Origin of the sequence: Myroides odoratimimus (assembly GCF_038039805.1) — a bacterium.
Lineage (GTDB): Bacteria > Bacteroidota > Bacteroidia > Flavobacteriales > Flavobacteriaceae > Flavobacterium > Flavobacterium odoratimimum_B.
Genome location: NZ_JBBPHK010000031.1, coordinates 1 through 19781 on the forward strand (window position 1 = coordinate 1; position 19781 = coordinate 19781).

At 29.2% G+C, this 19781-nt stretch carries 21 protein-coding genes and 2 pseudogenes; 12 read left to right on the top strand and 11 right to left on the bottom strand.

Annotated elements, in window-relative coordinates; all coding sequences use genetic code 11:
- Positions 1 to 532 (bottom strand): annotated as a pseudogene (locus tag AABL85_RS15930) (hypothetical protein); the annotation flags it as partial.
- Between the two features lie 397 nt (positions 533 to 929).
- Between AABL85_RS15930 and AABL85_RS15935 the strand changes: the two are divergent.
- The 4 genes from AABL85_RS15935 to AABL85_RS15950 all read left to right on the top strand — a co-directional run bounded on the left by AABL85_RS15935 (position 930) and on the right by AABL85_RS15950 (position 2074).
- On the top strand, positions 930 to 1196 hold the full coding sequence (locus AABL85_RS15935; protein WP_341310793.1) for a transposase: 267 nt from the start codon (positions 930 to 932) through the stop codon (positions 1194 to 1196).
- Between the two features lie 220 nt (positions 1197 to 1416).
- A complete protein-coding gene (locus AABL85_RS15940; protein ID WP_341310794.1) occupies positions 1417 to 1539 on the top strand; it encodes a hypothetical protein in 123 nt (40 codons plus the stop codon).
- A gap of 10 nt (positions 1540 to 1549) precedes the next feature.
- Positions 1550 to 1726 (top strand): hypothetical protein, encoded by a 177-nt coding sequence (locus tag AABL85_RS15945; RefSeq protein ID WP_341310795.1) that lies wholly within the window; start codon positions 1550 to 1552, stop codon positions 1724 to 1726.
- 66 nt (positions 1727 to 1792) lie between these two features.
- A complete protein-coding gene (locus AABL85_RS15950; protein WP_341310828.1) occupies positions 1793 to 2074 on the top strand; it encodes a transposase in 282 nt (93 codons plus the stop codon).
- Between the two features lie 93 nt (positions 2075 to 2167).
- Here the strand turns inward: AABL85_RS15950 and AABL85_RS15955 are convergent, their stop codons facing one another.
- Entirely contained in the window at positions 2168 to 2797 is a 630-nt protein-coding gene (locus AABL85_RS15955; protein ID WP_006263344.1) for a MarR family winged helix-turn-helix transcriptional regulator, read from the bottom strand.
- 751 nt (positions 2798 to 3548) lie between these two features.
- Between AABL85_RS15955 and AABL85_RS15960 the strand changes: the two genes are divergently transcribed.
- Positions 3549 to 3842: a helix-turn-helix transcriptional regulator gene (locus AABL85_RS15960; protein WP_341310796.1), complete on the top strand. Its 294-nt coding sequence runs from the start codon at positions 3549 to 3551 to the stop codon at positions 3840 to 3842.
- A 161-nt stretch (positions 3843 to 4003) separates the two neighbouring features.
- Here the strand turns inward: AABL85_RS15960 and AABL85_RS15965 are convergent.
- Positions 4004 to 4225, bottom strand: a pseudogene (locus AABL85_RS15965) (transposase); the annotation flags it as partial.
- Between the two features lie 186 nt (positions 4226 to 4411).
- Here AABL85_RS15965 and AABL85_RS15970 point away from each other — a divergent pair.
- From AABL85_RS15970 to AABL85_RS15995, 6 genes are all read left to right on the top strand, one after another.
- Complete coding sequence (locus AABL85_RS15970; RefSeq protein WP_006259945.1) at positions 4412 to 4612, top strand: helix-turn-helix transcriptional regulator; 201 nt, start codon at positions 4412 to 4414, stop codon at positions 4610 to 4612.
- A 2-nt stretch (positions 4613 to 4614) separates the two neighbouring features.
- On the top strand, positions 4615 to 4950 hold the full coding sequence (locus AABL85_RS15975; RefSeq protein ID WP_341310798.1) for a HipA N-terminal domain-containing protein: 336 nt from the start codon (positions 4615 to 4617) through the stop codon (positions 4948 to 4950).
- Entirely contained in the window at positions 4943 to 5869 is a 927-nt protein-coding gene (locus AABL85_RS15980; RefSeq protein WP_341310799.1) for a HipA domain-containing protein, read from the top strand. The genes AABL85_RS15975 and AABL85_RS15980 overlap by 8 nt, the downstream gene beginning before the upstream one ends.
- A 103-nt stretch (positions 5870 to 5972) precedes the next feature.
- A complete protein-coding gene (locus AABL85_RS15985; RefSeq protein WP_341310800.1) occupies positions 5973 to 7001 on the top strand; it encodes a hypothetical protein in 1029 nt (342 codons plus the stop codon).
- Positions 7002 to 7208: 207 nt separating this feature from the next.
- Positions 7209 to 8237 carry an HNH endonuclease gene (locus AABL85_RS15990; RefSeq protein WP_341310801.1) on the top strand — a complete coding sequence of 343 codons (1029 nt, stop codon included), beginning with the start codon at positions 7209 to 7211 and terminating at the stop codon, positions 8235 to 8237.
- Between the two features lies 1 nt (position 8238).
- The gene (locus AABL85_RS15995) at positions 8239 to 8604 is read left to right on the top strand and encodes an HIT family protein (protein WP_341310802.1); all 366 of its coding nucleotides are present in this window, start codon (positions 8239 to 8241) and stop codon (positions 8602 to 8604) included.
- An 8-nt stretch (positions 8605 to 8612) separates the two neighbouring features.
- Here AABL85_RS15995 and AABL85_RS16000 read toward each other — a convergent pair whose 3' ends face one another.
- From AABL85_RS16000 to AABL85_RS16030, 7 genes are all read right to left on the bottom strand, one after another.
- Entirely contained in the window at positions 8613 to 9218 is a 606-nt protein-coding gene (locus AABL85_RS16000) for a hypothetical protein (RefSeq protein WP_341310803.1), read from the bottom strand.
- Between the two features lie 286 nt (positions 9219 to 9504).
- Positions 9505 to 10470, bottom strand: a complete 966-nt coding sequence (locus AABL85_RS16005; protein WP_341310804.1) for a hypothetical protein — start codon at positions 10468 to 10470, stop codon at positions 9505 to 9507.
- A 12-nt stretch (positions 10471 to 10482) separates the two neighbouring features.
- Positions 10483 to 11601 carry a tetratricopeptide repeat protein gene (locus AABL85_RS16010; protein ID WP_341310805.1) on the bottom strand — a complete coding sequence of 373 codons (1119 nt, stop codon included), beginning with the start codon at positions 11599 to 11601 and terminating at the stop codon, positions 10483 to 10485.
- 131 nt (positions 11602 to 11732) lie between these two features.
- The gene (locus tag AABL85_RS16015; RefSeq protein ID WP_341310806.1) at positions 11733 to 12536 is read right to left on the bottom strand and encodes a hypothetical protein; all 804 of its coding nucleotides are present in this window, start codon (positions 12534 to 12536) and stop codon (positions 11733 to 11735) included.
- A gap of 6 nt (positions 12537 to 12542) precedes the next feature.
- Positions 12543 to 13295, bottom strand: coding sequence for a hypothetical protein (locus AABL85_RS16020; RefSeq protein WP_341310807.1), 753 nt, complete (start codon positions 13293 to 13295; stop codon positions 12543 to 12545).
- 2 nt (positions 13296 to 13297) lie between these two features.
- Positions 13298 to 17623: a DEAD/DEAH box helicase gene (locus tag AABL85_RS16025; RefSeq protein ID WP_341310808.1), complete on the bottom strand. Its 4326-nt coding sequence runs from the start codon at positions 17621 to 17623 to the stop codon at positions 13298 to 13300.
- Between the two features lie 176 nt (positions 17624 to 17799).
- The gene (locus AABL85_RS16030) at positions 17800 to 18267 is read right to left on the bottom strand and encodes a hypothetical protein (RefSeq protein WP_341310809.1); all 468 of its coding nucleotides are present in this window, start codon (positions 18265 to 18267) and stop codon (positions 17800 to 17802) included.
- A gap of 173 nt (positions 18268 to 18440) precedes the next feature.
- Between AABL85_RS16030 and AABL85_RS16035 the strand changes: the two genes are divergently transcribed.
- On the top strand, positions 18441 to 18626 hold the full coding sequence (locus AABL85_RS16035) for a hypothetical protein (RefSeq protein ID WP_341310810.1): 186 nt from the start codon (positions 18441 to 18443) through the stop codon (positions 18624 to 18626).
- 74 nt (positions 18627 to 18700) lie between these two features.
- Here AABL85_RS16035 and AABL85_RS16040 read toward each other — a convergent pair whose 3' ends face one another.
- Positions 18701 to 19774, bottom strand: a complete 1074-nt coding sequence (locus AABL85_RS16040; RefSeq protein WP_341310811.1) for an MrcB family domain-containing protein — start codon at positions 19772 to 19774, stop codon at positions 18701 to 18703.
- Positions 19775 to 19781: the final 7 nt, after the last annotated feature.

Sequence of the window (19781 nt, forward strand, 5' to 3'; positions counted from 1 at the left end):
CGATAATATCTTGGAACTGACTCACAACACTTGCAGGAACATCGATAATTGAAGTGATTCCTGATTCATTAGTATAAGTATAGGTACCATCGTTGTTGTTAACTAAACTCGTTACGGTGTTTAAATCTTTAATCGGAACACTTGATACAAAAGATCCATTCTTATCATACATTTTCAAAGAATCTCCATCTATTACCAAGTCTAAATCGTACTTAATACCTCTAACAATATCATCCAAATCACTAGAATTCAATATTCTTACCCAACGATCTTTAAACCAATAGTAATATCCTGGGGCTAATTCCTTAGAAATAGAAGTATTAAATACAAGTAAACTATTTACGTTACCTTTTACAATAGTACTTTGATCTACAATAGATTTTAATGCTACACGAGGTAAAAGTACCCCTTTATCATTAGCAGAAACCTCTAATTGGCTTGAGTTATTTGGCTTTGTAACGCCAATCCCCAACTGAGCATAAGAATTTCCAGCTAAAAAAATCATAGCTAGATTTAGTAAATTTCTTTTCATAATTTCTTTTTTATTATACTTTAATTAACTAACAATCTTAATAATATCATAATTCAAATATAAACACTTTTTCAATACAAAGTATAATATTATTCTAAATTTTAATATTAATGTAATATTACACTAAAAACAAACATAACAAAAAAAATACAAATAAGTATAAATCAATACATTATAATAATTAATGTATAAAATTATACTATAAAAAAAAATTAATTTAATATTCTATAAATAATTTCTTAATACAATAATTCACATATCGTAAGAAAAGAAAAACAGATTAACAAAGAGAACTTTAAGATAAATAGCTCTTAAAACTCTACATCAAAGACAAAATGTAAATAGCAATATCAATTCCATTTCGTTTAATTATTAACTTAAAACAAAACTGTCAAGTATGAAAACAAGTAATTTTAGTGAGAGCCAAATAATTAAAGCTCTCAAAGAAAATGAACAGAGAAGATCGGTAAGTGAAATCTCTCGAGAATTAGGTATTGATAAGAGCACGTTTTACTATTGGAGAAAGAGGTATGGTGGAATGGAAAAACAAGAGTTGAAACGTTTAAAAGAACTTGAAGAAGAAAATCGCAAGCTTAAACAGATATATGCAGATGTTAGTTTAGACAATAAAATACTCAAAGATATTCTGTCAAAAAAGCTCTAAGCTCAACAGATAAAATAAAAAAAGCAAAATATCTATTAGAGCAATATAAGTTATCCATTGTTCATATTTGTTTATTAGTTGGACTATGCTGATCAATATGGTATTATCAAAGTAAAAAAGATGATACAGAGGTCATTGATAAACTAAGCGAATTAGCAGAACAATATCCTACTCGCGGCTTTGATGAGTACTATCATAAGATACGTAGAGAAGGACTTATATGGAACAGAAAAAGAGTTCTACACGTTTATCGCTTAATGAAACTAAGTCTAAGAAGAAAACACAAGAAACGATTAATAACAAGAGTTTAACAGCCTTTAGAGGTGCCACAAGTACTCAATAAGTGTTGGAGTATGGACTTTATGAGTGACTTACTTACAGATGGCAGAAAAGTACGAGTTTTTAATGTATTAGATGACTGTAATAGAGAAGCAATAGCTATTGAAGCTGGATTAAGTTATCTTGCAAGAGCGGTAATAGAAACATTAGAAAACTTAAAACAAGAAATAGGGACTCCAAAGTACATTTGATGTGATAACGATTCTGAGTTTATCTCTAAAACCTTTGTAAATTGGTGTGAGAAGAATTTTATAGAAATTAAATATACCCAGCCTGGCAAACCAATGCAGAATGGATATATAGAACGTTTTAATCGATTTTTTAGAGAGGATATATTAGATGCTTTTTACTTCAATGATATCTACCAGTTACAAAGATTGGCTGATAAATGGAGAGAGGATTACAATTTTAACCATCCTCATAAAGCATTAGGAAATAAATCTCCTAAAGAATATAAACCCAGATTTGATGAAGAATTTAAATTCTTCATCAAATCTGAACATAATAAGAATTATTTGTCGAATTTAGAGGTGTCCTAAAATGGGAAAGCCTACATTCCATTAGGGTAAATATATTTTAAATGAACTAAATACAATATTTATACCCAACACAGCCTCAATTAGAAATTTAAATTACAATTCCTCATCAATATAAATGGGATTGTGAAAACGATCTAACTTCTGTAATAGCATTATTAAATTAAACTTCTCATTTTCTGTAAGGTCTCCTGTTACTAAATTAGTTACACTCTTAATAACTGGCATTTTCTCTTCAAGTACCTTTATTCCTTTATTTGTTATAAAAACAATCTTACTTCTTTTATCAACATTAGAATCTATTTGTTCTATAAATCCTTTTTTTATTAATCTATCTATAATTTTATTACCTGCAGACTTATCTTGAATATTCTTTTTAATTAAATCTATCTTACTCATCTGTCCGAAGGATTTTAAAGTAATCAAATAAATAAAATCTTCCTGAGAAGAAAAGTCAATATTATCTAAAATCACCTTAGAATGAAATTTAGCATATTTGCTTAAATGAACAATTAAAGTGTTAATAACACTTTCAGGAGTTCTACCTTCTTTTTTACCTTCCCAATCTAAATTATCATAATTTAAAGCTAACGGAACATTCTTATTTTTATTTAAAAATAACCAATCAAGAAACTGTCCCAGATTAGCAACCTTATCTTGAGACAACTCTACTTCCTCATATTCACTAATAAGGTCAATTACATCCTTCAATAGCTGATATCGCATAATAGTATATAAATATATATATTTTACAAAAATAATTGCCAATTAATGGCAGAAACAATTGTCTTTCAACAAATAATACTATTTATTAATACCATTTAATAATAATAGCACAACAATATTACACTTATAAGAAACTGTTCACAGCAAAAATAATAATTTGAAATGTAATTTTCAAAAAAAATAAAAACAACAAAAAATTAAATATCAATAGTTTACAACAAAATATAATTTGAATTGATATCTCAATGCAAGAGTTTAACAATTAAAAATATTTTTCTTAGACATAGTGATTTATAAACTTAACTTTTAAAGCTTATAAACTATCACACAGGAAAGTTAAATCGCTATACTATGACTCCATCTCAACCAATCAAACACTGTGATCAATGCAACAGTGCATACTATATACATACTTCAACTATGGAAGTGCTATGTCCTTCTTGTGCACATGTATTATATGGGTATCCTAACTGCAACCATCTTTTTGATGGTAATCGCTGTGTCCATTGTTATTGGAATGGAAGCACGAGTTCTTATATTAATTCGATACTAAAAGTTAGGAAAAGGTAAACGCAGAGTTTACCTTTTTTATTTTGTATTACTGTAGTTAGTGCTGCTTTGAAATTACAGTAGTATTATCTAACAGTTCTGAATTCTTTCTGGGCAAGCCAAGCACTCCCCTCAACTACACTTGAAATTTATTCTTCAATAGTTAACTGTATTTTGCTCTTAAATCTAAAAACAATTGATTATGGAATCTATTAAACTTATACTTGAAAAACTTAATTATCTAGAGCAACTAATTATCTCTAATAATAAGGAAATACTATCTGTTGAAGAACTAGAGAAATACACTGGTTTTAAAAAATCGTATATCTATCATCTAGTTCACTTTAATAAAATCCCCTACTCTAAGCCTAATGGTAAGTACTTGTTCTTTCAAAAATCTGAAATCAATGAGTGGCTGATGAAAAACAAATCTCTATCTGATGATCAGATTCAGGATAAAGCACGAGAATATGTCTTAAAGAAAAAGAGTATTTAAGCTCTTATTTAGTTGAATTAAAATGCCGGTACAAAAAGTTATTGACCTTTGATAGTCAAGGGCTACAAAGAATGTAGTACATCTGAAATTTACATTTAGAAAAAAATGTTAGCATAAAATTGTAAAAAGTAAAACAGTTTTAACATAAAAAAACGATAATATAAGCTATCGTTTTTTTTTATAACTATTTGTAGATGAATATTATCTTTTGAAACAACTTCTTTTAGTATCTGAATATCTTCTGCTTCACAAATTTGAATTACTAGACTACAACAACATATCTGAATATCATCTTCAAATACTGGATAACGATACTTTGTTACCCATACTAAATGCGCTGTTAAATGTGAGACACTATGTCCATTTGTGTATTGGTATACCATAGATCAAAGGCAAACATTTTTAGAAGCTGAAAGCTAAATGCACTAAAGTGCATAGTTTTTACTACGGGCTGTGATCAATAAAATTAATCCTTATCAGGTATAAAAATTAATGTTTACAACAAATTTATACCCGATAAGGTGGTATTTAAATTGTTTTTGTATATTTATACCTGAAAAGGTATAAATATGGATTCAATACAATTATTTGTAAAGCAAAAACGAAAAGAATTAAAGCTAACACAAGAAGATTTAGCATTAAATGCTGGTGTAGGACTGCGTTTTGTACGTGATTTAGAACAAGGCAAAAAAACACTCCGTTTAGACAAAGTAAACGATGTACTAGCTCTATTTGGTAAAGAAGTAGGTGTAATTGATAAAACTAGATAATAATGGCACGACAAGCGAAAATATATTTTCAAGATCAATTAGCTGGTTATCTTTTTGAAGGAGATAATGGTTACTCGTTTTACTATGACAAGGATTATCTTGAAACACCTAATCCTAAACCAATTAGTTTAACCTTACCCCTATCTGAAGAAACTTATCATAGTAATGTACTCTTCCCTTTTTTCGATGGGTTAATTCCTGAAGGATGGTTATTAGATATCGGAGAAAAACATTGGAAGCTTAATCCACGTGATCGTTTTGAGTTGCTAATTAACTTATGTAGAGACACTATTGGCGCTGTTTCTGTTTATCCGATGGAGGCGGAAAATCATGAATAATTGTTTATTTTGTTATAAGCCTGTTGAAACAGGTAATTACCACACCGCTTGTTCAAAGAAATTCTTTGGAACAACACAAGTTCCTACATTAGAATTAGATAAAGAACAATTGAATAAGTTAGCGCAAATCACCGTAAATGAGCGATTGGCATTAACAGGTGTTCAGCCTAAGATATCATTGAGTTTAAACAATGAAAACGGTAATAAACGACTGACTTTAGTTGGCTTGTGGGGTGATTATATCTTAAAACCACAATCTACCGATTTTGCTTTTATGCCACAAGTAGAAGATTTGACGATGCACTTGGCAAGGCTTTTCAAAATTGAAACTGCTGAGCATGCTTTAATTCAGACCTCTACAGGTGAACTCGCTTATATCACTAAGCGTTTTGATCGTGAAAAAGGAAAAAAGATCCACATAGAGGATCTATGTCAGCTATCAGAATTACTAACTGAACAAAAATACAAAAGCTCATATGAGCGTGTAGGAAAGATTATTAAACAATATACTACCAATTCAGGGTTAGATGTAATTAAATACTTTAGACTTGTCTTGTTTAGCTTTATAACAGGTAATAACGACATGCACTTAAAGAATTTTTCGTTGATGCATACAGATAGAGGTATTTTGTTTTCACCAGCTTATGATTTGTTGAATGTAAATCTAATCTTCCCTGAAGATAAAGAAGATTTAGCACTAACCATAAGTGGTCGTAAGAAAAAGATTAAACAAGTAAACTTTAATGAACTTGCACTAAATTTGAGTATTACAGAAGTTGTAAGGAATAATATCTATAAAGATTTCTCTAGACAAACTAATAAGGTATATGATTTAATAGATCGAAGCTTTTTAACTAATGAGTACAAAGAAGAATATAAAAGGATCTTTAATGATAAGTTGAGACAGATTGGGTTGTAGAAAAATTACAAGCTAAAATTATAACGGTTTTAAACATATTAGGTCAACGTAATTATTATATCTAAAAAAATGTTTTACTTTATTTGAGACTAAAACATTGTATATGAAAAAACTACTCACAAGAAAAGATCTATATGAACTAGTATGGAGTACACCTCTAAACAAAATAGCGCAGAACTATAATATATCAACTAAACAACTCAAAGACTCTTGCTCTATAAATAATATTCCTCTACCTGAAATAGGTTATTGGTCTAAATTGAAATACAATAAACAATCTTTAACTCCTACATTAGATAATTCTATTCCTTTAGATCTAGAAATTACATTACACAGCGATCAAAATAAAAAACAGAAAACAAAACTTAATACAACAAAGAATCCTAAAAAATCTAATAAAGATGAGCCAAAAGATATCCTGATAATAGATTATCTAAAAAGAAAAACTAACCAAAAAAATGGAATCCACACTAAAAGCAGCCCAATCTTAAATATAACTTCTTCAGAGGATCAGGAAAGTCGCGCATTAAATTTAATGAATGATTTTTTAAAACTAATACGACAAAGAGGATTTACCTTTATAGGTAAGTATGGTCTTATTGTACTAGAATATAAAAATATTACAATCTCTTTTTCAATAAGAGAACATCGAAATAGAATTCCAACAACAGATGGACCTTACTATTACTCTTCTATCTATAAGTACTCTGGAAAGTTAATCTTTTCAGCTGGACCATCTTATCGAGATAAACAATGGGCTGACTCTAAAACTATCAAATTAGAAGACAAACTATTAAATATCATACAAACTATAGAGCTTATGGCTCAAGAAGAATATCAATGGAAAATTAAAGCTGAAGAATCACGCAAACAAAGAGAAGTAGACGAAAAAACACAAAGAGAAATTGAAAAAATAAAAAGACAAGAACATACTAGATTGGAACTTCTAATTAATCAAGCTCAGCAATATGATACCTGTACTAAAATTAGAAACTATATTCAAGAAATTGAAAATAAAGCTTTATTAGACAACAATTTAAATCCAGAAATACAACAATGGCTTAATTGGGCTAAAAGTAAAGTAGATGCCATCGATCCAACTCTACATCTGGATTTAGGCAAATACTCTTAATATAAAAATAGATAGTCAGTATATTTTTTATTCATCTCTATCTAAAATGATATAAGACCTACACATCACTAAAAAGAATATTTACAAATTAAAAAATCTTTTCAATATTCATCCATGTTACAAGACACTAAAATAATCTATTTCTTTTGAGTTTCTTAGAAACTTACTTTACCTTAGTGCTCCATGATTTTTTTATAAATTCTTATAATGTCTTTATTCTTTCAAGATAACGATCCTAGTTTAGAGTCTCAGTGGAGAGCTTTAATACTATTTGGAAAAAACTCTGCTACCTATAAATTTGCTTTTGGTCAAGCTTTACTTAACCTTATTGATAAAGAAACAACCTCTGTTTCTTTATCTCAAATCGCACCTTTGTACGTAGAAAGTATCTTAGAACATCTAAAAACCAATGATAAACAAGGCAACTCCACCTCTAGTGTGTTTTTAAATGCTTGTAGAGCTTTTAATGACAATACAATCACTTATGATCAGTTACTTCACTTAACTGAGAAACATGGCTTTAATAACGTTGTAGACGCTTTTCAAAATATAAATGGAGGAACTATCAATAATCCTTTTTATGAAAAAGATTATCAAGGAACTTCTAAAAATATTATCATTACAGATCATCTTTTAAAGCTTAAAGAAAGTATACAATTCAGTAATCTAAATAGTGAAGTTCAGGCTAGATGGAATCTTGTTGAAACGGCTTGGAATTTAGATCTTAATCCAAGTTTGTTAGAAGTTAAAATAGATGAGGATTTAAACACTTTGTTCTTAGAAAACAATCTAATGCGTCGCAAGGATATTACCTCTTCAAGAGCCTCTTTAAATGGATATCAAAAAGGCAAATGTTTCTACTCCTTTCAAGATATTTCTATAGTACCTGGAAATGATAATCTATGCGCTGTAGATCATTTCTTTCCACATATGCATAAACTACATTTAAATGAAAATGGAGCCAACGTAAATGGGATTTGGAACTTAGTGCTTGCAGATAAATATGTCAATCTTGATAAGAGTGCAAAAGTTCCTGAAATAAAATACTTAGACCGACTTTATAAAAGAAATGAATTCTATATCTTAAGTAAACACCCCCTTGGAGAAACTATTGTAAATCAGACAGGAAAAACACCCCTAGCAAGAAGAGCATTCTTACAAAAACAATATAACTTAGCTGTTGATTTATCCATTCAAAAATGGAAACCAAAAATTGAACTAGAACCACTATTTTAAAATGAAAGATTTTACACAAATACCACAAGACAGAATTATATATAAAGATGATTACTTCTTTATAATTGAAGATATTTTTCCAGTGAGTCCTGGTCACTTACTTATTATTACTAATACTGTTAGACAGGATTACTTTGATCTAACACAAGAAGAGCAGCACGCACTTCCTAAAGCTATAGAAGCTGCTAAACAAATAATCCTTAACAAGTATAATCCTGATGGATTTAATATCGGTATGAACTGTGGGGCAACTGCTGGTCAAACGGTATTTCATTTTCACTGTCATCTAATACCTCGTTATAACGGAGATATGGAGAATCCACGTGGTGGGGTTAGACATGTGATTCCTTCTAAGGGGAATTATTAAAACACATATTACTTATTAAATCTAATTACATTATTATTTGAATCATAAACACCTTCGTAAGTTTTACTTCTAATTTTCATTTTTATACTTCCATTAAGTGTATAATTATTCTGTATTATTTCTTTTAAAGCTAAATGAATCTCTATTTTTTCAGGATTTATTTCAGAAATAAACTTTGGGAAATTATCGTCATTTCTATCTATTAAATAACATTTATAATAAACAAACGTAGAAATACTAGCTTTTCCCATTCCCATACTGTTTTTTGACATTTCAAATATACCTGATGTCTCAGCTTTATCTATTTTAACAAGTGGTGAAAAGATATTTTTAGGTAAATCTTCTGGAAACTTTGATATCTCTATATGATTCTTTAATGCTCTCAAACTAATTTCAACAATAATATCATCATTTTTAATTTTTTTCTGATCATAGTAAACAACACCTGCTGATATCATAAATAGTAATCCACTAAAAACAATAAGAAGGTAACCAAAAAAATTTAATTTATTAGTTACTCTATTTCTAAGACTAAATAGACCAGTAACTAAAGCCATTAGAAGAGACAAACCTACTACAAAATACTGGTTTTTATTTAAGAAAAAATCTAACATTATATTAATATTAAGTGTTATATATAATTTTTTTACCTGGCCAAGAGATTAAAAATTAAAGTAGTTTAACACTGACTAGTTATTTTGATCAAACCTTGCTATTTATCAAAACCGATAATAACTATCATCATTAAACCTTAATTAATTACTCTGACACAGGGCTTCAAGAAATTCTTTTTATTAAAAGAGATTTAATATTATGAGAAAAACGCTTGTTTTTTTCTAAGATCTTCTTTTTACTCTTTAAGATTAATAAACTAATTTTTTATACAACATGTGTTATTTATTACTTCTTCCGTTCTTCTATTTTCTTTGTAACTCTTAAACCAATACCATCCTTATCAATAAATATTTCGTCATTATAATCTTCCTTTTCGTTTTGTTCATTAGGCATAATAATATTATCTATATCGAATGATTTTAATTCTTCAAATATTCCATTTTCAGCGTACTTTCTAATTTGAACAGGAAGCAATAAACTTAGTTTATAGCTAGATTTACTTTTAGGTTTAGTGTCATTTAAATACAACTCCACAAATGTACTCCCTAAAGACAATTCAATTTCATAGTAATTTTCATTTTTAAAAGCGAACTTAGATACTCCTAGATCTAGAAAATCTAAAAATCCCGAATAATAATCCTTAGAAACTTTTGTTAAAGCTTCTTTGAAGTCTGGTGTTTTATTTTGAATAGGATCGTAATAATTACATCTTACTTGACTATAAAGACTATATGAAACAGAAGCTACTGAAAAGTCAACGATAATTTGACCTGATGCTGCCTGTTTTTTATGTTCGTCCATATTTCTTGGTCCATCTGTATACCCCTTTGCTTCTATAGAAAATATTTTGGAATCGGTAAAAGCCAATAGGTCAGGTCTTGGTCCAACAATACCTATATCAAGACTTCTCATTGCTGCTTCATAATTCCAAGTAAAAATACTCCCACTTATCTTTTTGGATAAGAAATCAGCTATGGCTCTACCTGCAATATTAGAAAATTGGCCTTTCTCTGTTGGATCCGATAACTCAATTGGTGGTAAAGAAAATTTACTATTATAAAAGTCCGCACTTTTAACATAGTCACTATAATAAATAAGTGTGGCTAATGATCGTACGAAAACAGTGACATCCCAAGAAAGAGTAGCTTTACCAACACAAATAACATGCTTAGCAAAAGCAAGTTTTGATAAATAATGATTTTGATGATAAATACTATTTTTATCATCTTTATATTTAACCTCAATATTCATAATAATTCTTTATTAGTTCCAATTTAACACATCTCTACACTCATCTTTGATTAAAGATAATGTTGTTCCGTTTGTAGTTACATACATAGTATCGCTTATCCCCATAATAGGACTTGATCTATAATCTATTATATCTCTATTATAAGGCTCATTTAATCTTTGAATAACTAGCTTTACATCATTGACAGTAATTGTAAATCCTACTTTAGAACTAATAAAATCTTCAAGGGTTGATGAGCTTACAACAGCTCCATCTGAATCAAAATCCTTCATTAGGTGAATAAGTAGACTATAAACAATAACCTTTTGCTTATTTAAAGTACTTGGTTCTATGTAAAACAACCTTTTTAAGTAGTCTAAGGCTTTTAAATAATTTCCTGCTTTATTATATCCCCTTATAATATTAATAAGAGCATCATCATTAATAGGAAGTATTTCTAAAGCTTGCTCAAAATATGTTATAGCTTGATTAACATTACCATTATTATAACTATCACATCCTTGATTATTGTATAAATCAGATTGCATAGCAATACTCATTTTTTGTTCCATACTTACCTGAGTATTCCACTTCTGTTTAAAGGATAATAAAGCTATAATCTCATTGTCAACCTTATTACTTTCCTTCTCAGGCTCTGACACTTTTGGCTCTGCTACCTTAAATCGTTGTACTTCTTCAGTTTGCTTTGGTGGATTCATATCTATAGCATTACCCTTTAGATAAGTAATATCAATATTTCTATCAAACATATGTAGGGTTACTTTTTCAACAGTAGAACCTTGCGTATAAAGGGTTATTCCATAATCAGAAAATGCCCCTCCCATTTGATCTTTACCAAAACCGCGTAAAGCAATCTTTTCTTGATCTTGTTTTATGATCTTCATTGGCTTTGGAGCCATTTGGATATTATCCCCCCAAACCGGATGGGTACCTGATAAATTGTACATTGTAACTAGAAATGTATCATTCCCTTTTGCTTGAATTCTAACTCCCCTCCAAGCTCCCTTATTGTTAGCCAGAGATTTTACACCGTTTTCAAATCTGTGATGATCATCAGAAATAAATTTATAGTCTGATAAATCAATTGAAGGTTCTGCTGGTCTTTTTTTAAAAAAATCAAATAATCCCATTTTATATAAGTTTAATTTATATTACATAATGCTTCTATAGTTATATAATAGTTACATCTAATTTAATACAGAAAAAGAAACAGATTAGTACGGTTTTCCGTAATCTAAGTTCTTATTTAAGTAAAAGTATTTTAGGTGAAGCGTCCATGGATAGCTATTTGATGAGAAATAGAATATAAATCCATTTTACAACCATATTGGTTCATTTCCGCTATGCCATAACAATAAATAAGAGCCCCTTTTAATTCTTGCAACTTCTTTTCATTTTTTGCAACATAACTCTGAGGAACAAATAAGTAAAAATCTTTTGTGTTTTGATACTTCCCTCCTTTAGTCATTATTACTTTATAATTCTCTCCTACTTTCTCGATTCGACTTACTGTTGCTTTTAAAACACGAATAAAACTTGTTTGAGCCTCTTTTTCTAACTTATCAACAATACTGTCCTGAGGAAGTATTAAATCCTTTAATTTTAAAATTTCATTGTCTTCAGTAACAAAATTAAAACTATCAAAATCACCAGGATTTAATTGATTAATCGCAGACATAAACAATCGTGTTCTATTGGATTGTAAATGATTAATTATTCGCTTAAATTTAGTTGACTTCTTATCCTCTAAAAAAAGTCTTTGCGCCCTGGGTAGAATAGTTGATAAAATAAGTTCTTCCTCTTGGTTTAGTATATAGTCTTTGTCTTGTCTAGTTTCTAAATAGGATTCAACACTCTGAGTTAATAAACAGTTATTAGTATGATCTATATTTTTCCAATTCTTAAAATAAGGTCCAGTACCTGTAGTTCCCCTAGTATAACCTATTTTTACTCCACAAAAACAACAACTAAATTTAGTTAGATCAAATTCTTCAGCATTGTGCTCTATGTAGTAACTCTCTACTTTACTATCGTTATCATAAATAGCAAAATTAGTTCTTGCCATACCTTTTTAAATGAATTTTAATGCTATCGAAACTACAATACCAACCACTACTAATGCCATTAATAACTTAAATTTTTGGTCCTGCTTTTTTGCTTGTTCCTCAAGAGTGCTTTCAAGTTTCTTTAAATCTACACTAACACTTTCAATCTTCTTACTTAGTTCTGTACCACTGTGATTAATAAGATTTTTAATATCTGATAATCCTTCTACTGTCTTTAAATGGTTCTCATTAATGGAAATAAGCGTACTACTTATATTAGTAAGAGTATTTAATATAGTTGATAGCTTATCCTGGTGATTGTTAAAGTGTTTTTCTAAGTCAATAGATTCTAATCTCTTAACCTGTGCATTTAAATCAGAAACTTCACTTTTAAAACTCTCATACAAAGTGTGAAGATCATCAAATCTCTTATCAAATAAGTCATTTAATGAACTTGAAAACTCTTTATTGGCATTAGTAAATGCAGTTTTTAAATCTAAAGTATCTAGTTTGTTAATCTTAACTTGCAAATTGTCTAAATGAGATTCAAAACTACTTATCTCATCATTTAATAACAATTGATTCTCCTTGACAAAATCAGTTGTTAGATTGGTAAAATCATCCGTTAATTCTGAGAAGCTAGCTTGAATATCTTTACCTTGTTGAATTGTCTTTTCAATATCAAGACGCATTTGTTCAAGACGTTCTAATTGAGATTTTAGATTTGAAACATTCTCCAAAGAACTTTCAATAATTTCTTTTGTATTATAAGTACTCATTTTTATATATTTTGATAAAACTGATTCAACATTTTTTCTATTTCAATTGTCTGCATTTTTTGCAATAACTTATTCTTAATAAGGTCTATATCTATTAATAAAGGATTCTCAGGATCTATATTATCTGTTAGTCTATCAAAATAGACATTAAATATTTCAATAATAGACTCTTGTCTATCCAAACCTTCATCTAAAAACAGACAAGTGAATCCTCTTTCTACAATTTGATTTGCTTGACTTCTATATGAAATATTATTAGAAGAATATAAAGCAAAAGCCTGTAATAGTCTAAGTACCCATTCCTTTTCTAAATCACTTTGAGTTAATGAAAACAAGATCTTTTTACATGAACCCAATAAGTGTTTATAATTATTTTGCTCTGTACCGTTTTTTATAACTTTATTATCTATAAACTTATACAACACCTCACTTGCAATAATCTGCTTATTCTGATATAACTTATAGTCATCTAAAAGAGAGCACTCAATATCAGATTCTCTATAGCCAGGTCTTGCATACTTGGCATTGAAATAATAATAGATTTGCTCCTTTAAATAAAGATTTAACTCATACTCACTTAAGTCCTCCTGATTTGTTATCATTGTTCGCATGATATCCTCTATCTCATCAGTTGCTCTAAGACGTTTTTGGGCTATCTCTTGATATGTAAAATCAACAACATACCACAAAAGCTCTATTAGATCTTTGACTATATCTTGTTGTTGAAATGTTAGTTTTTTCTCTAAAACCGCCATACTTTCTTGTACCGATCTCTCTGATTGGTACCTTCTTAAAAAAGTAGATAAAGCATCTAAATACGGTTGTATGTCAGTGTGACAAATAAACTCACAATAATAAAATTTCTTGTTGTAATCCTTTGTATATGACTTTAAAAAACCAACAGCATGCAATCTATAAATTAGTCTTCCTGTATCTTGCTCTGATCTATGTCTTAAATAAATATTTTCGATCTCTTTTTTAACCTTTGGATTAATAGTATAAACATCTAGAATATTTTCTTGACCTAAATCAAACCAAAATTCTTCTAAAGAAGTACGTCGCTTTAAAACTTGATTCAGCTTTTCTAACACAGCTTGCTTAGTTGATCTTTTACTGGCTGCTATTTCATTAAGATCAACATGGTGTTGAATAATCTCATCTTTGTAGTCTTCATAATCATTTGAAAAATTAATGATAAAAGAAAGATCTTGAGTGTGTTCTGCTTGAATAAAACTCTCTTTTAAACTAATCTGGGCATAATCATTATTTATAAACTCTTTTTTCTGAAATAAATTAAAAATATGAGACTTTTCAAATGCTTGACCTCTGAAGTTATTTTGGAAAAAGAAATCATGTGTCTCTCTATCTTCCCTATGTTCAACTAAAACAGTATCAAGATTATCTTCTAATAACTTTAGTACTTGAACAACTTTATAATCCGCTAACCTAAATGTATCATTTCCTTTACTTGTAAATGAAAAATCAATTTTTGGTAAAAAACGTTCAGCATCCTCTTTAGTTTTAAAACTGAGTTGAGCCCAATTTCCTTTTTTATTTTTAAAACTAACTAAGCTTCTTTGTAAAATAATAAAATCAAACGGAGTTAACAATTGACTATACTCGGTAGAAGCAATATGTTTGATTTTAATGATATCAAACTTCAAACTCTTAGCCTTACTAGCAAAGATAGACGCTATGGCAACTTTTTTATCTCGTCCACCACGACCGCATTCTTGAACCAGACTTTCTAAAGAACTCGAGTAGTTAATATGAAAAGTAGCCCTAATATTATCCTTATCGATTCCCATACCAAAAGCCTTGGTACAAACCATATGATCACTTATACCAGTGGTATAGTCAATAAAGTTTTCTTGTATTACCTCTTGTAATCTTTCATTATCTGTTCCATAGTAATATCCTACTTTAAAAGTGGCTCTGGTTAACATATTATGGATACTTCTTACCCCTGCCTTGTTCTTAAACACAAAAGGCTCATACTCAGACTCCCCCTTAACTAAACAAAAGATTACTGATGAAAAATTTTTAGGAAGTTCTTCAAGATACATATTTTCATTAAATTCAAACTCAAGTTGAGAATCGCTATTTCTTACAGCAATGTTATTCTCCTTTTTACAAAAGTCATATGGGTCAAAGTTTTCAAAATGATGCAGCTGAGACTTTTCTAATATCTCTTGATTATTAAAACTAGAAAACGTATCAGGAAAATTAACCAATTCTTCAACTAACTTCTCTCCTCTATCCTCAATCCCAGTAACATCAACTACTCTAAAAAAAAGCTCTGGCCTTACGGTATTCTCAATCATTATAATTGAATCTGCTACTTGATCGCTTTCTATTTTTAATTCTCTTTCAATATCTGCTAAAACATCAAAAGAGGCAGTAGCTGTAAGACCTATTAAACTAACTGTACTATCCTTACTATCCTTATTTAAGGCGTACTTCTGCGCATTTTCACCAATCATTAAGTAATCAGTTCTAAAATCGTGTCCCCATTCAGATACGCAGTGTACCTCATCTATAACACAATAACTTATACTTTGTCCTTTTCCATAAAAATCTATCTTAGAAATCCCCTCTCTAAAACTATCAATAACAAATCGCTCAGGAGAAACAAAAAGAATTTGTTTGCTAGCCATGAAAAACTCAAATAGATTCTTATTCTTAGAATAAGAACTTAATGAAGAATTGACATAAGTAGCCGAATCAATCCAGTTTTGCTTTAATACCCTAACCTGGTCTTCCATTAAAGATTTAATTGGATCAACCACAATAGCTAGTCCTGGTTGTAGAAATACAGGAATTTGGAAAGTTAATGATTTCCCTCCCCCTGTTGGTAAAAGCCCGATAACTGGTAATTTTTGTAAGGCTCTTGATATAATAGGAAGTTGTCCTTCTCTAAAGCTCTTCTTGCGAAATATCTCATTTAAAAAATAGGTTATATAAGGCTCAAACTCTTTAATATTAGAATAAGAAGTATCATCGTTTTTAACTACTAATGCTTTATATTCTAAGCTTTTTGAACTATAAATAACTCGAGAAGCATCAATTCTTGTATCAACATAATGACTCGATCTTAAAACAAAGTAATTAGTGCGATCTACATATGAATTCTTTAAAACATTATCTCTTAATAAAATAGAGCTGTCTAAAACAAAATCATAATCCTCAACTTTTAAATCATGTATATCATTGGCTATATATCCACAGTTTAAAACATGGTCTAAAACCCAAGATTTGTCCTGAAATAACTCTATTTTTAACTCTGGTAAAACTAACTTTTGACTATCGGCTATTAACTGATTTAAGTTATTTATCAAAGCCTTAAAATGCTCAAAAGCAATCATAGCTCCAGGAAGATCACGTTCTATAACAGCTATTTTTAAAACGCTTTTTTCTAATAAAGATTTATCTCTTAAAAATAACTCTACTAAAGTTTTTTCAAATCTAGCAACCACAAATGGAATTAAGACAAGACTGTATTTAAGTAAGTCTTTTTTATAACCCCTATTGTAGTTCTTATCCAATACACTAAGCAGGTCTTGGTCAAAACAATCGGAAATACTTTTAAAGCTATTTTGTATTTCATACATTGAAAAACGAAATACATTTGCATCGACATTATTTAATAATGAATCTCTAACTTGATCATAATAAATATATTCATTGATTAAATGGTGTACACCGTCTACTTCAAAAATGGCAGTTTCATAGAAATAATCTGCCCTTTTCTCATTAGTTACACAATAAGGCGTGGTATAACTAAAATCAATCCTTCTCTTGCCTTTTAAATCGTTGCTTAAAGTAGAAAAAAGGCGTTGTGATTCAAGTATCTGTTTAAAAATAGGAGAATCTTTTATGAAATCCCACTCCAAATTAGAATCTAATTCTCCTGCATATTCTTCTCTTTTTAAATCTAATTGAGGCCTTAAAACATGAAGTAATTCAAAAATATCTTTATATTCTAATGTATCCTTAGGCAGTACAAATCTTGATTCAAATGGTCTTGAATCATCACTTTGGTTAACTTTTAAAGATTCTAAAAGTTCTTCTAAGATCAGCGGAGCCCTTGTTGGTAGACCTCTGCTGATTATATTATTAACTACTGCAAGTACAGGATGAATTTCATTGTAATCAAGCCTAGGTAAGTGATCTAAATTAATATCAAAACAAGAGATTGTTCTAAGCAATCCCTTTAATTTATTTATTTCCTTATTATGAGTAAAGTCATTAAAAAAACTCTCCTCTTTAAAACGTTCATTTATTATTTTAGATACCCCATCTAAAACATATCCTGACTGAAATTTCATTCTAAAACATATATCTTAATAGTTCATAAATTTACAGAAACCCCCCCTATTATTACCCTAAACTCATAATGCATCTCCAAGTAGTTTTTAGTAAAAGGTAAAGTTGCTTCAAATTAATATCATCTCCTAGTTAAGAATTCTAAAGGTCCTCTTTTTTTGAGTAAAATAGTGCAGTTTTACTCTTCTTGATAAAGAATCCTCTCAAAGAGTTCTTTTAAAGCTAAGGCGTACTTAAAATCCTCTTGGTCTAGTTGAAATATAAACTTTTCATATCTCGCATTATTTGTAATGATCTGTATTTTTAAATTAAAATTAAGCACTTTCTCTAAGTCTTGATATTTTATATACCAATCTGTTTTATTCAAAGGCATTGCATTATAACAATCTATTGCCTCTTTATATAAGCTTTGTTGCTCATTAATTTTAATTTTTTCTAAAACTTCATAATAAAACTCAATTTCAATACAGGATTTATATCTAAAAGGACAAACACATGGATATATAAAACTAGGATCATTTCTGTATTTTGCACAAGCTGTCTTCTGAATTAGTCTTATTACCCTCTTTGAGTTTTCCTCTTGCCATAGCTTTATACTTTTTATATCTGATTGTTTTGGTAAACTTATCACTAGATTATCTTGCATTTTAAAAACTATAAATATTTCCAATTAAAAATAACTCAAAATATATCATTCGCTCATAAAATTAATAAAATTTAAAATGTTAACTAAATTTATTATTGTATTCACCCAATATAAACAAATAAAGAATTCATATATGATAACTTTATAGTATATAAATTATAAAATTTATTATTATGAGTAAAGAGAATGAAAACAATGCACTGGGAACAGTTGCTGGTGTATCTTCAGCTGGAGCCGCAGCTGGAGTTGCAGTGGCAACGGCGGCTGGAGTTGCCCTTGTTATCCCTGCTGCTATTGGAGCTGGATTAGCAGCTATCGGATTTGCTGTTGCTAAAGGAATTAGTAACAGTAAAAAGTAAGTAACATCTAACTAACAACAAAAGGCTAAAGAGATCCTCTCCTTAGCCTTTAAATCTAATTTTATAAAACAGTGCTATTTCTTTTTCTTAAGCACGTTTTTTCTGTGATAATCAAGATACTTATGCTGATTTTGATTCACGCTGATTTTAACTTTAGTTGTTAACCCTAATAGCTCGTGATAACCCAGTATCTGATCTGAAATTATTATCTCTCCATTATTATTAAAGCTAATAAAACCTTGATCAAATAACTTATCAAAAGTAGGTAATAGTAACAATCCATTATAAGGATCTATTCTTTCCTTATTATTACAAACTCGCCAAGGCTTGATATGAGAAGCAATCAATAAATTAGTATTAATACAACCTGAAATTGCACATTGCTTATTTAATTTAATTAACTCACTTCTAAAGAACCCTTGACCTAGTCTACTCTTTACAAGTCTATCTTTTTCAGTTACTGAAAGCTCTTTATTATTCTTTATCTGTTCTAATTCTTCTAGTTCCTTCGCTTGCTTATTTTGATTTATATAATCAGCGTTGTACTCTTCTATTGAAGTATATTGAACATTGTATTTTGATACTAAATCATTGTATACATTCAATAGATAACTCAAGTCATCTTCTAAGGTTTTAGCACTTGGTAAGTTTTTAGTATCATAAAACTTAGATACAATATTACCTTGCTCATAAAGTGCTGCATCGATTTTTGGATTAGTTATATGAAGATCAATACGATCAGCTTTAAAACCATTTGCTAAAGTTATTGTTTTTTGAAACTCAATACTCTTATTAGCTAAAAACTCTCTAGCATAAATAAGTCCTTCATCATCTTTTAACTTTGTTACTCCTTGGTTTAAAGACAAATAGAAACCAGACATATCTTCACAAAATAAATAGACAGGATAAAAACCCTCTTGAGCACTTTTTGTTATTCTTGTATCAAATATTCCAATCCAGGGAATAGTTGCCCAGCGACCTTGTCCACATGAACCAGTTACAACCATATCCTTATTGTCTTTATTTACAAAATCACGGATTGTATCTGCATATTCATTGCGTATTTTATTTGCTAATACATTATTAGTTAACACTTTTTGACTTTCAGTTAAGTATTTACTAAGTATGTCTTGAAAAATTTTATTCATAGGTGTT

Excerpts from the sequence above, each read along its gene's own strand:
- AABL85_RS15975 (WP_341310798.1), top strand. The coding sequence starts at position 4,615 with ATGGCACGACAAGCGAAAATATATTTTCAAGATCAATTAGCTGGTTAT.
- AABL85_RS15960 (WP_341310796.1), top strand. The coding sequence starts at position 3,549 with ATGGAATCTATTAAACTTATACTTGAAAAACTTAATTATCTAGAGCAA.
- AABL85_RS16015 (WP_341310806.1), bottom strand. The coding sequence starts at position 12,536 with ATGGCAAGAACTAATTTTGCTATTTATGATAACGATAGTAAAGTAGAG.
- AABL85_RS15980 (WP_341310799.1), top strand. The coding sequence starts at position 4,943 with ATGAATAATTGTTTATTTTGTTATAAGCCTGTTGAAACAGGTAATTAC.
- AABL85_RS16010 (WP_341310805.1), bottom strand. The coding sequence starts at position 11,601 with ATGGGATTATTTGATTTTTTTAAAAAAAGACCAGCAGAACCTTCAATT.
- AABL85_RS15940 (WP_341310794.1), top strand. The coding sequence starts at position 1,417 with ATGGAACAGAAAAAGAGTTCTACACGTTTATCGCTTAATGAAACTAAG.
- AABL85_RS16025 (WP_341310808.1), bottom strand. The coding sequence starts at position 17,623 with ATGAAATTTCAGTCAGGATATGTTTTAGATGGGGTATCTAAAATAATA.
- AABL85_RS16040 (WP_341310811.1), bottom strand. The coding sequence starts at position 19,774 with ATGAATAAAATTTTTCAAGACATACTTAGTAAATACTTAACTGAAAGT.
- AABL85_RS16000 (WP_341310803.1), bottom strand. The coding sequence starts at position 9,218 with ATGTTAGATTTTTTCTTAAATAAAAACCAGTATTTTGTAGTAGGTTTG.
- AABL85_RS16020 (WP_341310807.1), bottom strand. The coding sequence starts at position 13,295 with ATGAGTACTTATAATACAAAAGAAATTATTGAAAGTTCTTTGGAGAAT.
- AABL85_RS15995 (WP_341310802.1), top strand. The coding sequence starts at position 8,239 with ATGAAAGATTTTACACAAATACCACAAGACAGAATTATATATAAAGAT.
- AABL85_RS15970 (WP_006259945.1), top strand. The coding sequence starts at position 4,412 with ATGGATTCAATACAATTATTTGTAAAGCAAAAACGAAAAGAATTAAAG.
- AABL85_RS15955 (WP_006263344.1), bottom strand. The coding sequence starts at position 2,797 with ATGCGATATCAGCTATTGAAGGATGTAATTGACCTTATTAGTGAATAT.
- AABL85_RS16035 (WP_341310810.1), top strand. The coding sequence starts at position 18,441 with ATGAGTAAAGAGAATGAAAACAATGCACTGGGAACAGTTGCTGGTGTA.
- AABL85_RS15935 (WP_341310793.1), top strand. The coding sequence starts at position 930 with ATGAAAACAAGTAATTTTAGTGAGAGCCAAATAATTAAAGCTCTCAAA.
- AABL85_RS15945 (WP_341310795.1), top strand. The coding sequence starts at position 1,550 with ATGGACTTTATGAGTGACTTACTTACAGATGGCAGAAAAGTACGAGTT.
- AABL85_RS16030 (WP_341310809.1), bottom strand. The coding sequence starts at position 18,267 with ATGCAAGATAATCTAGTGATAAGTTTACCAAAACAATCAGATATAAAA.
- AABL85_RS15990 (WP_341310801.1), top strand. The coding sequence starts at position 7,209 with ATGTCTTTATTCTTTCAAGATAACGATCCTAGTTTAGAGTCTCAGTGG.
- AABL85_RS16005 (WP_341310804.1), bottom strand. The coding sequence starts at position 10,470 with ATGAATATTGAGGTTAAATATAAAGATGATAAAAATAGTATTTATCAT.
- AABL85_RS15985 (WP_341310800.1), top strand. The coding sequence starts at position 5,973 with ATGAAAAAACTACTCACAAGAAAAGATCTATATGAACTAGTATGGAGT.